Here is an 11,666-nt window from a genome sequence, read left to right as displayed (position 1 = left end):
CCTCATATAGTCTTGTTAGCTCTTCTGGTGTGTTGTAGTATGGTGCATTTGGATATCCCTCTGGTGGGGTTAGGGACATTATTTTGGCTTCTAGTAGGGTGGAGTCTATAAAAAGAGAAAGTGTTCTATCATCCCAATCTTTAGGAAATCCTGGAAGCTCTAGTCTATCTTGAAATTTAGGGAGTTCACTTTTGACATAAGAGATAAATTCTTCCCTTGTAGTCTCATTTGCGTCAAGGTCTCTAGGGTCTAGTAGTTTGCCTTTATCTTCCACAAGCTCTCTTAAATCTTTATACAACGAGTTATCTGGCATTGCTGCCACACCATTTCTATTAAAATCCATCACGAAGTAGCTCCCTACTATCTCATCAAGATAAGGCATCATTCCATATTCATCTAGTGGGGGATTTTTAGCTAGTCTTCTAAATTCTTCAGCCATTTGTAAATTTTTGTTTAGACCTATATCATAAGTAGTGTATTCAAATAAATCTCCTAAAAATTTTAAAGCCTTTGTTACTCCTAGCTGGGCTGCTAAGAAAATTCTTTGATAATCCCTTGCTTTAAATCCTGCTTCATTTCCATATGAAAACCCCATAGGATTTCCAAGTATGCCAGCACACATTCCCCACTCTGCGGAAAAGAGCATTGATTTTAATGTGCCTTTGTGAGCATTTACTTCATCATAAATTTCAGCATATTCTGGCTTTGTTAGTTTGCCATTACTATCTACTCTACCTATCGCATCTTCTGGTATATCTATCATAGTGCATTTTAGATTACTTCTTTTTACTAGATAGATATATCTATCTCTTTTATCTTTTAAACTTTCATAGTAAGCTTTTTCTGATTTAGTCCAAGGTGATAGTTTATTTGAGCTTGCTTTATAGCTAATATCTAGCCATGGTTTAAATGCTAAATAGTCTGTTTGACCTAGAGAATTTGGTTTAGGGTTATAGTATAGTGGTTTATAGTTTTTATATGGAGATGAGTCTAGGATGGAGCGGGAGTCAAGAACTAGCTTAGAAGCAAGATCATTGTTTGTATTATCTGACTTTTTTCCATCATAAACAATCAAATTTGTATTTTTATCAAATTTTACCTCTCTGCCGTTGTGGGCTATAACTGTATATGTATTAGTATTATCCATTAAATTTCCTTTATTTTGTAATTTTCCTTTACTTATTACTGCTACTACTATGACTGCTAAAATAGCTATGATGATAAATATGATCTTCTTCATCTCTTATCCTATATATAGACCATCTTCCATTACTATGGTGGTGGCTAGACGACCTACTAGGCGAGGTGGAATTTCATCTTTGCTTCTTTCTTTTTCCTTAGGCGCTTTACACCCCACATATATACCCTTTATGTTATTGTTGCCAATAGTATCTAGTGCCTCTACTAGATCTCTTGAGAGGTTAGAGTGGGAGTTGTCGTTATCTTCTGTGTTAAATATGCCTTTTTTAAATTTGTTGATTATATCTGTGGCTTTTTGGTAAGCGTCTATTGCATAAGAGAAGCTCTGTCTATCTTGGCCATTGCCTTTATAGTAGACATCGTAAATTTCCTTCTCCTCCTTAACATCCGTATCTAACCCTCTTATATCGACATCAGAGTTAGCATATCTACTTCTAGCATAGTTAAAATATCTTGCATCTATCTCATTACCAGATCCTCTTAGTTCATCTAAGCATAGATAGGCACTAAGGTTATTTAGTGCTAGTTTAGAGGCTAGGTTAAAAGATAGTTTGTTTTTCTTATGGTCTATGTCATAGTATATAAATGAGTTATAGTCTAGTCCTCCACTACTTATATTAGCTCCTAGAAATAGTCTATTTAAATTTAGGCTTATATAGTTTTGATAGATCATTACTGGATAGTAGCAATAGCTATTTGTACTATCTTTATCATAGGCTTCTTTTATAGACATAGGTTTATATGAGATATTATTTAGTGCGTAAGCTTCATTAAATTTATATGTATATCTTGTGTGCATTATCTCGTTATAGTTCTCTTCTAGTTTTTCATAGGATGTTTTCCAAAGTTCTAATGCGCCACTAACCATAGAAGCACCTATGCTCTTACCTAACGATCCTGCATAATCTTTTATTAGTCTCTTTATCTCTTGAAAATCTGTATAGCTAAACCTATGAGTATATCTCATAAAGGTATATGTTGTGATCTCTGTATAAGTTATGCTTAGTTTATAATACTCCATCGCCATATGAAGCCTAAATGCATTTGAAGCTTGAATGATTAGATTAAGCTTTGAATGTTGTAAAACTACGCTTGTAGTTTTTAGACTTGTTATTAGCAAGATATATCTATCTATCTCTTTAGTCTTTCTTGCACCAAGTAGGCTTTTTACTAAATTTAATACCCCAAGCTCATCAAGAAATGTCTCTCTTAGTGCCTTTGCGTCTTTATTAAATATATAAGAGCCAAGGGATTCATATATCTTAGATATGCCATCTTCGCCAACAAATTTTGCTAGTGGAAACACCTCTTCTATAGTAGTTTTTACTAATAATGAGGTTACCTCTTTATTTATATCTCTATCGTTGCTATATGCTATATCTTTTAAATTTATAGCCTCTTTTAGAGTGTTTTTATTCTTAGCGGCGATAGCCTCTTTTATAGTAGCTTCATCTTTTTTATAGTTCTCATCTATCTTGTCAGCTTGTTCTATAAGAAGCTTCATCAGATCTTTTTGCAAAGGGTCTTTGATATCTGCATTCTTACCAACTTCATTTTCAGCTAAAAGCTCTTCAACACTAACTACATCCTTGTTATTTACTCCATCCATATATTTAGAAATTTCTTCTATACATAGATACTCACCACTTTTTAGACCACTACTTTTTACTGAGTCTTTGTAGAAAAATAGCTTTACATCTCTATCAAAAATTCTTATTATAGAGTTTGAGTGCAAGGCTTTTATCTCATCGTCTTCTATTACTATATATTCATCACCATCTTTAATGCTTTTCTTTATCATTTTTTTTGAATAGCTTTTAGTCATTATAAAGTAAGCCACACTAAGAGATAGTGCTTCTATGAAAGAGTAGCGCTTTGGAAGGGTTTGTATTATACGTTGCATTTGTGATTGGTATTCATCTGCGGTTGATGAGCCATTTTTTATATCATCTATAAGTTGGCTTGAGATATTGCTATTGTTATATGCTTCAGCCTCTCTTCTGTTTAAGGTGTTTTCATTTACCTTATCAAACACTGCTTTAAAAGAGAGAGTTACCTTTTTCATATACTCTTCTTCGCTTTTTTTGATCTTCTCCATATCATTTGGCTGCTTAGCATAAGCATTTACGTGAGAGAAATTTGTCTTAAATAACTCTTCGTATTTGGTGTAGTTGTCAAGATAGTTGGTGTCATCTTGATAGGCGATCTCTTTAAATTCTTCCCTTTTTTGCTCTATGTTGTCTATATATTTTTTATCTATCCTTGCAAATGGAGATAAATTTAAGACAAGGGTTGATTTTTGGTTGTCTTTATTTATATCTATACTATATTTGCTATAGTCTTTAACAGGCTCTAGGGTCTTTATATCGGTGAATTTTTGTTTTACTAGGTTGGATTTGTTGGGTCTATTTAGCTCGTCTTCTATCACTTGATCTAGGCATTTACTTATTACTTCTTCTCTTAGCCCTGCACTTGATCTAAAAGGTGAGTTTGAAAGCACAACATAGTTTTTATTTAAATTTGAAAAATCTTTGCTGTTCATCTCATCGTTTGCAGATGTGCCATTTTTATCGGACTTGTTCGCTATTAGATTGGCTAGTTTTATAGAGTTGAAATTTGAAGCGCAGATAAAATTTAAATTTGCATTTAGTCCTTTTATTTGATCCTTTAGTCTTTTAAAGAGCGTATCATCACTAGAGCCAAAGCCTAAGTTTTTATTTACTATATCATAAGAGCAAACATCCTTAGTGTGATCAAATACCGATAGATCATCTAAATGACCAAACACACTATATCCCTCATCTGCATTGCAATTAACCTCATTTAGGTTATTGTCGTCTCTAAAGTAGATATAGTCTAAATTTAGGTGAGTAAAGTCTATAAAAAAGCCAGAGTTAGAAGATTTATCTTGTTTAAATACTAATACATTACAGCTTGAGTTTATATTTAGGGTATTTATAATAGAAGCAAATCTAGATGTGAAAAAACTAAGGATAGGTAAGGTTACGCCATAAAGAGATCTATTACTTTGATGCTCGACCATCTTGTAGGTTAATTTACTAAGCTCATAGAATAAAAAGCATCCGTTTGCCTTTTTAAGCGCAGCCTTTGGGTCACTTAGATCAACTATGCTTAGTATAAAAAGAAATATTTGTTTTAGTAAAAACTCTCCGCTTTCTTTATTTAGCTCGCTTAAATTCTTATCTAACTCTCTAAAACACTCTTCAATGCTTTTTTCAAATTTAGCTCCATCTAGCCCCTCGCTAGATATCAAAGAGCTAGCATCGCTTAGTAGATCATTTTTTAAGGTATTTAGGCACTCTTTTACGATATCTTTGGTGTCATCATAGTTGGATACTATGACCTCAAACATATCATAAAAGCTTATAGCTTCTGTCTTTGTTTCGCCCATGCTTTTTAGCAAATTTCTCTCGTGCTCATCCTGAGCAGCTTCAAGTTCAGCTTCATATCTTGCTTTACTTTTTATAGGGCTTATCTTCTCTTTTAAATTTGCAAAAAACTTATCAACCGCACTCTTTTTATGGACGATCTTTACTGGTATATCTCTATATTCAAATTCTCTTATTCTATTTAGCTTGCTATCAGTAAAGCTCTCTTTATCTATATAAAAGTCAGATACGATCGACACATCTTTTTTATCTCTCTTCTTAGAAAATATTAGATTAGATATGATCTCGTTAGCTATGCCGTTAGAGTACGATGTGAGTGAATTCAAGCTAGACGTATAAAGCGTTACACATTTTGCATCAGCCATATACTCTTTTATCTTTTTTAATGTCTCTTCGCAAGAGTAGGTTATTTTTATTTCGTTGTTTTGCATATTAAGCCACCACCACTGTTTTAGATATTTTATTGTGATTGTATTTATAATATTATTAATTTATTATGGGCTAAAGGAAGGTGGGAAATGTTTGATGCTTTGGCTTATATTTTTTAGTTTGCCAAGTTAGTTAGACAAGCCATCTAAATTTCTAACACAATTATGCTATAATCATGTCATATTATTAAAAGGAAATAGCATATGCCTCAAATAGTACCAATAAAAGAGCTTAGAAACACAAATGAAATTTCACAGCTATGCAATAGCAAGGATGAACCAATATTTGTAACTAAAAATGGCTATGGCGACTTGGTTGTGATGAGCATAAAGACATATGATAAGCTAGTAGCCACAGCCGATATAGATAGCGCCATCGCATCATCTGAAGCTAAGATAACAGCAGATACAAAGATGCTAGAAGCAAAAGACGTTTTTGCTAGTTTAAAAGATAAATATCTTGAGTAAGTATAAAGTCCTTGTTTCACCACAAGCTTATGAAGAGCTTGAAGCAATATATAAATATATCGCACTATCTTTGCTCTCGTCAGGTGCTGCAAACTCTACACTAGAGGCTATCAAAAATGCTATCCTTAGCCTAGATGAGATGCCAAATCGTGGTGCTATTAGAAAAGTTGGCAGATATGCCAATATGGGCTATAGACAGCTATTTGTTAAAAACTACACAGTGATTTATAGGATAGATGAAAAAGATAAGATCGTAATAATCATCACTATTAGATATACACCAAGCACTTTTTAGACATATAACTTCAATAATATCTATCTAGAAAAATATTCTCCAAATCCAAACACTCTTTACACCTGTAAAATATACATCACATACTATACGTTACGTCACCTACTGCATGTTACATCATGTACTATACATAACATCATGTGCTGCATGTGACATCACATGCAGTATGTTACATTATGAATTTATTTGTTATAATCCAAGAAAATTTAATGCCAGTTTCTAGCATATTTATCAACATTTTTAGTATGTTGATAAACTTACTTAGCAAGCTCGGTCCGAGCTTGCTGTAAGGTCTTAGCCAGACGGGCGAAATTTTTATTTAAAAAGATACAACCTAAACAAAACTTTATCCATTTAAGATGACCTTTGTCGATAAAAGGTCTAAGTTTTATTTAATAAAAACTCGCTCACCATGCTATAAAAATAGTCAATAAAGCAACAGCCATTATTAAAGCTGCTCGAATCATCATTAGCGTTTGTCTCTAGGCTAGTTGGATTTGCCGACATTGCGAGCACGAGCAGACTTGCTTTTTTACTTTTGCCTTATAGTTCATCTAAATTTCAGGATTTAGTATCTCTTTTGTTTCCTCATCGCTTAGTTTATAGCGGTAAAATTTGAGGTAAAATTTTTTGACTTCGTCTTCTAAATTTAGTTCTGTAAAAATTTCAGGATAAAAGATTTTGGCTAGCCAAAGTGGCTGCAAAGCACCCTCGGCGCTTCTAACCGACCATAGATATACCCCACTAGGCACGACAAATACGGCACCGTTTTTAACGGCTTTTACGTTACTAAACGGAGGATTTTTTAATATTTTTTCCTTGCCTTCGCGCGAATTTGTTATGATGATGTCAGGATTTAGGATGATAATTTGTTCCTCGTTTATTATCTTTGAGATTTTAAAATCAGTTTCATTGCCTTGGGAGCTTAAATTTATTCCACCAGCGATTTTATGTACTCCGCGCGGAAAATGCACCAGCGCAGCGCCTGCATTTGCATAAGGCGTCGCAGCAAAAAGTAGCGCAGTATTCAGACTGCAAAAATTTTATCGCTCACCTTATCATAAACTGCGAGTCCATCTTTTCTAACTAAAATTTGAGCGTGCTACATAATTTTATACTTTGATCGCACTGCTACGGGCTTAAATTTAACGCGCGCACCATCGTCGCTAGCTATAATTTTAAATTTACCTGCCCAGCCTTTTTTGCTTTAACCAATTTTCCATATGATCAGCCACCTCTATATTGTTTAGATCCGAAAATATAAAGTGCGTATTGCCTTTGATGCCTATTTTAGGTAGCTCCACCACAGTCACGTCGCCGCCGTGTTTGTTTACGACGTCTGCCCATTGTTTAGCGAGCGACAAGCGGATTCGCCATTGATCTTCGCCTTGGTTATCGGACGGCTTATCGCTGATAAAATCGCCAAAATAGATCAAAATCGGCATTTTGGTAAGCTTGTTAAAATCCGCTTTACTTGTCATAGCAGGTTTGATATCGCCAAATTTGCTAGTGATATTTGCAGGAATTTCACCTTCCGGAAATGGAAAGTTGCCGGGCTCAAAAGAGATAATGCCTTTGATATGCGGATTTTTCATTCCGGCTAGCCAACCAACAATACCACCTTGCGAGTGAGTGACGAGCACGCCATCGCCGATGCGATCAAAGAGTTTACTCATGCTATCGCTGATTACCGCGCCGTCAAACGCTCCCGTGTTTGGCGTCATCTGACGAAAGAACTGATCTAGCGAGTTTTTATCTTGCGGGAATGCCACGCCTTTATTGAAATTTGGGTAGGTGCCTATGCGAAATTGAGCAAACCAGAACTGATCGTCAGGCGTTGCAGAAATTTTACCTTCTACCGTACTTTGTCCGGATTGCCCGCGGCGCGGTTGATCTACTAAATAAACAGGAAAATGCCTGCGTAAAAAGATATTTTGAAAACCTTCTCTGCCGTCTGGGGTAGTTTGCCATGTTCGCATTGATTGCCCTGCGCCATGCAAAAACACAAGCGGATACTTGCGGGGATTACTTGGAATTTGATAAAAAACGGTTGCATGATCGCCGTGCAAGGTTTGCCCGCCCGCTTGGATAGATGCTTCATAGACATCCATAAAGCTATTGCTTTCTTTGCCTTTTACAATGTCCGGAAAGGGGTTGTAAATGCCTTTGCTGGTTTTTATCGAACCACCCACGGCAAAGCTGCCTTGCTCTTCGATGGAAAGCGGCGCTGCGTAAGTTTGCACGGCTAGCCCATAAGCGATTAAAAATATGGAAAGTTTTGTAAATTTTTTCATGGTTTATCCTTTTTATGATCTCTTAAAATTTCATTTCCGGAGCCAATAAACGCTGCAACTTCGCATCGTGATGTTGTTTGATCTTGATTTCGTTATCAAATATCATCACATTGCCGTTTTCGCGAGTATAAGCGTCCCATTGCGGCAAATCGCCACCGTTTGGATTGCCTGTTTTGGCAAAATTTACCCAAGCCGTGCTCATTTTTTTTGCCAACTCGCGCGCCTCTTTGCCGCCGCCCGTGGCTTGTTCCATTTTATCGATATTGTTAAAGACAAAGGCGATTTCTGCGGTATGATAGCTCATCGGTACGCCGTTAAACACGGGAGTATCCCAGCTAAATATGTAGTTATACACCGGCGCAGCGTGCTGATCAGCTTTTAAACTCGCAGTTTTTAATGCCGGAGCACGCAGAAAACTATCCACATAGAGCGCATCGGCCAAACGGCGTTTTGGATAGGCTTCACGGAATGCCTCTATGACCTTGGCGGTCTTATTGCCATATTTTGCTTTTAGCTTTTCCTCCACTTGCGAGTCGCTCCAAGTAAAGCGGTTATCTTTTTGTGTATTGGCTAAATCTAGTTGCAGCGGGAAGCTCTCCCATTCTGTTAAATTTGAACCGATCAAGAGCGGAATATCTTTTGATAATTCTGGATATTTTTCGCCTACAGGCTCTTGCGGGATATAATCGCCGTCCATTGTCGGTGCCCACGATAAACCATAGCCTTGTCCGCGAAGAGGCGTAAGTTTTTGTTCCTGGGCCGTTTGCTTTAGAGCTTTGTTTGCCGCCTCGTTAATTTGCGCCGGTGTAAACACTTTGAGCTTATCAAGCGCGGTTGGTTTTACGCCCAAATTTGCAAGCGTTAGCTCTGCTACGCGCATGCCTGCTTTAGGAGAGGTGAGCGTCATTCCCATTTTTTCTACTGCGCCACTTTCGACGATCGCTTTGCTAAATAAACCTTTAGCTGCCGGCGTTCCCATTAATGTAAGCACTTTTGCTCCGCCTCCGCTTTCGCCAAAAATAGTAACGTTTGCCGGATCTCCGCCGAATTTATCAATGTTTTCTTTAACCCACTCCAGTGAAGCCACCAAATCTTGTACGCCTAAATTTGCGGAGTATTTGTACTGCTCGCCGTAAGCGGATAGATCCAAATGCCCCATCGCATTCAAGCGGTGATTAACAGAAACCACTACCACATCACCCGAGCGGGCCAAATTTTCTCCGTCATAGCTATGTAGATCGTTAGACGCTCCAGACTGAAAGCCTCCTCCGTGAATCCATACCATTACCGCACGTTTTTTGCCATCATTCTTCGGTGCCCATATATTTAAATTTAAGCACTGCTCGCTCTGTGTCATTTCCGGGCCGGTAAAGAAAAACGAACGTCCACCCATCGGAACTTGCGGACATACATCGCCGTAAGTTAAAGCCATTTTTACGCCCTGCCATTTTGCCACTTTTTGCGGCGGCATAAAACGCTCAGCCATGGCATACGCGATGCCTTTGTAGGTCAAAATATCGTTATGGACATAGCCTTGAATTTTACCGGCTTGAGTATGAACTACAGCGATGTCGTTACCGGCTTGGATCGGATCTTGACTCGCTAATGCTGGCACTATAAAGCCCAAAGCTATAGTTAGCAATGTCGTTCGTGCAAATTTGGTTGATAAATTTGGTTTCATGACATCCTCCCGTAAGATTAAGGTATGGTCTTATTGCAACAAACAACGCTAAAGCGCAAGGTTTTCCAAATTAGGAAACTAAAATTTAAAAATAAATCAAAATAGCGCTCAGATCGCCTAAAATTTCGCAAGCCACTCTTTTATCTCTTTTTCGCTTGCTCTCTCGCCAAAAGACTTTCCTGCTAGCCACTCGCCGCTTCCCGCCATTTTGGCTAAATTTTTATCGCTATTTTCGAGCCCCGAGCTAAAAACGGTGCAAAACGGGATCACTTTTTTACCGTTAAAATCGTTGTTTTTTATAAACTCGTCGATCGGCCACGCAGCATCGTGCCACCAGATCGGATAGCCCACGAAAACAGCCTCGTAGCTCTCCCATCCTTCGATTTTAGCATTAGCCAAAGGCACTTTCCTAAGCGACGCATCGTCATGTTCGCGACTAACGCGACTTTTTGGATCGTTGTAGTTTAGATCAGCGTTCGTGTAGGGCTGCACGGGCTTTAGTTCAACTATCTTAGCACCTAAATTTTGTGCTATTAAATTTGCCGCTCTAGCCGTATTGCCGCCTGCTGAAAAATAGACTACGAGCGTCTTTTGGGGCTCAAATTTTATATTTCCTGCTGCACTTTCGCTCGCCGCGAAGGAGCACATAACAAGCGCTGTAGCCATTATTTTGCTTAATTTTTTCATTTTATTTTCCTTTCTTTCATCTCATCTGTTCTTGCCAAAATTTGACCGCCTCATCTAGCCAGCCCTGTGCTGCCGTGCCGGTGCCTAAGCCAAATCCATGACCTAAATTTGCGTAGCTACGAAACTGCGTTTTAATGCCCGTAGCGGCTAAATTTCGTATCCGTCTCTCCATCACGCCGGGGCTTGCGATCCAGTCGTTTTCGCCAACGACGGCAAAAGTCGGCGGATCGTTTCGCGTAAAATCCGAATAGCCCGTATATTGCATTATCACGGCTGCAGGTCGCGGATGCGAGCCCTGCTCAAAAGCCTGCGTGCCGTAGCTTCCCAGCATCGCCGCAAGCCTAGCTCCGGCAGAGCCGCCCCACAGCGAATAAAACTCCGCTCCCACCTCAAGCTCCTTTGCGTGCTCAAAAATAAAGCTAATCGCACGAGCAAGGTCTTGCGCCCCGCTCCTAGCGCCCGGGCGGTAGATCAACGCAAAGGCGTTGTAGCCCTTTTTAGAAAGCTCAAGCGCGTGCGGGAAACTATCATGCATCGCGCCCACATAGGCAAAGCCGCCTCCGGCGACCACCACTGCAAACGGCTTGCCCCGCTCGCCTTTAAAATAAAAAAGCCCAGTATCATTTTTGCGTGGATCGGCGGCTTTTTCGGTATTTGAGTAAATATCGTAAAATACCTGTTTGCCGGCTTTGGCACGATCTTTTAGATAGTTTAAAATTTCAACCGTTTTATCGGCATCGATATGCTCGTACCACGTCAAATTTAGCTCGCCAAGCCGTCCGCCGCTAAAGTAACCAGCATCTGTAGGAAAAAGCAGCCTGCCGTAATCACCAAACGCCGCATCATGGACGACGTCTGAAATTTTGCTCTCTTTTGTAAAATTATCGTTCATTTGCCCTCCCGCTAACGCCGCCGCAAATAGCGCCGAAATCAAAAACTTTTTCAAATTTGACCTCTATAACCAAAAACCGCTAAAGACTTTTTAGGGCATCTCTTGTGTTTTGCAGTGCGACTTTTAGTTTGTCCGCATCGCCAGCCGCCGCATAAGCAGCCAAGCTAACGAGCGCTAGCTATTTGTTGCTAAGCGCCCCGCTAAGCTTTGCTGCGTGCGGAAGCTCGTTCAAATTTATCATCGCTTGCTTCTTTGCCGAGCTTAAATTTAAAGCTAATAAAATAGCTAAAACAATTCTAAAAATTTTTACCGCA

9 protein-coding genes are annotated in these 11,666 nt (G+C 38.7%); 2 read left to right on the top strand and 7 right to left on the bottom strand.

All coding sequences use genetic code 11. From position 1 onward, the window contains the following. Together B9N65_RS10445 and B9N65_RS10440 are read right to left on the bottom strand one after the other, a co-directional pair. The coding region (locus B9N65_RS10445) for a thioredoxin reductase (RefSeq protein WP_087583784.1) at nucleotides 1-1,240 on the bottom strand (1,240 nt) is incomplete at its 3' end. 3 nt (nucleotides 1,241-1,243) lie between these two features. Next, nucleotides 1,244-5,041, bottom strand: coding sequence for a hypothetical protein (locus B9N65_RS10440; protein ID WP_087583783.1), 3,798 nt, complete (start codon nucleotides 5,039-5,041; stop codon nucleotides 1,244-1,246). A 201-nt stretch (nucleotides 5,042-5,242) separates the two neighbouring features. Here B9N65_RS10440 and B9N65_RS10435 point away from each other — a divergent pair, with 201 nt between their 5' ends. Beyond that, entirely contained in the window at nucleotides 5,243-5,506 is a 264-nt protein-coding gene (locus tag B9N65_RS10435) for a type II toxin-antitoxin system prevent-host-death family antitoxin (RefSeq protein WP_021086499.1), read from the top strand. After that, entirely contained in the window at nucleotides 5,499-5,801 is a 303-nt protein-coding gene (locus B9N65_RS10430) for a type II toxin-antitoxin system RelE/ParE family toxin (protein ID WP_087583782.1), read from the top strand. Before B9N65_RS10435 ends, B9N65_RS10430 begins: the two co-directional genes overlap by 8 nt. 551 nt (nucleotides 5,802-6,352) lie before the next feature. Here B9N65_RS10430 and B9N65_RS10425 read toward each other — a convergent pair. The 5 genes from B9N65_RS10425 to B9N65_RS10405 form a co-directional block, all read right to left on the bottom strand. Beyond that, a complete protein-coding gene (locus B9N65_RS10425) occupies nucleotides 6,353-6,772 on the bottom strand; it encodes an ABC transporter substrate-binding protein (RefSeq protein ID WP_257640058.1) in 420 nt (139 codons plus the stop codon). Between the two features lie 210 nt (nucleotides 6,773-6,982). Next, complete coding sequence (locus tag B9N65_RS10420) at nucleotides 6,983-8,092, bottom strand: alpha/beta hydrolase (RefSeq protein WP_087583781.1); 1,110 nt, start codon at nucleotides 8,090-8,092, stop codon at nucleotides 6,983-6,985. 22 nt (nucleotides 8,093-8,114) lie between these two features. Continuing rightward, nucleotides 8,115-9,773: a carboxylesterase/lipase family protein gene (locus B9N65_RS10415; RefSeq protein ID WP_087583780.1), complete on the bottom strand. Its 1,659-nt coding sequence runs from the start codon at nucleotides 9,771-9,773 to the stop codon at nucleotides 8,115-8,117. 117 nt (nucleotides 9,774-9,890) lie between these two features. Further along, nucleotides 9,891-10,460 carry a flavodoxin gene (locus tag B9N65_RS10410; protein WP_087583779.1) on the bottom strand — a complete coding sequence of 190 codons (570 nt, stop codon included), beginning with the start codon at nucleotides 10,458-10,460 and terminating at the stop codon, nucleotides 9,891-9,893. Between the two features lie 16 nt (nucleotides 10,461-10,476). After that, nucleotides 10,477-11,352 (bottom strand): alpha/beta hydrolase, encoded by an 876-nt coding sequence (locus B9N65_RS10405; protein WP_087583778.1) that lies wholly within the window; start codon nucleotides 11,350-11,352, stop codon nucleotides 10,477-10,479. Nucleotides 11,353-11,666: the final 314 nt, after the last annotated feature.

Source organism: Campylobacter concisus, from assembly GCF_002165815.1.
Classification (GTDB): Bacteria; Campylobacterota; Campylobacteria; order Campylobacterales; family Campylobacteraceae; genus Campylobacter_A; species Campylobacter_A concisus_BH.
This window is presented reverse-complemented; position numbering and strand designations above follow the sequence as displayed.

Excerpts from the sequence above, each read along its gene's own strand:
- B9N65_RS10440 (WP_087583783.1), bottom strand. The coding sequence starts at position 5,041 with ATGCAAAACAACGAAATAAAAATAACCTACTCTTGCGAAGAGACATTA.
- B9N65_RS10420 (WP_087583781.1), bottom strand. The coding sequence starts at position 8,092 with ATGAAAAAATTTACAAAACTTTCCATATTTTTAATCGCTTATGGGCTA.
- B9N65_RS10435 (WP_021086499.1), top strand. The coding sequence starts at position 5,243 with ATGCCTCAAATAGTACCAATAAAAGAGCTTAGAAACACAAATGAAATT.
- B9N65_RS10405 (WP_087583778.1), bottom strand. The coding sequence starts at position 11,352 with ATGAACGATAATTTTACAAAAGAGAGCAAAATTTCAGACGTCGTCCAT.
- B9N65_RS10410 (WP_087583779.1), bottom strand. The coding sequence starts at position 10,460 with ATGAAAAAATTAAGCAAAATAATGGCTACAGCGCTTGTTATGTGCTCC.
- B9N65_RS10415 (WP_087583780.1), bottom strand. The coding sequence starts at position 9,773 with ATGAAACCAAATTTATCAACCAAATTTGCACGAACGACATTGCTAACT.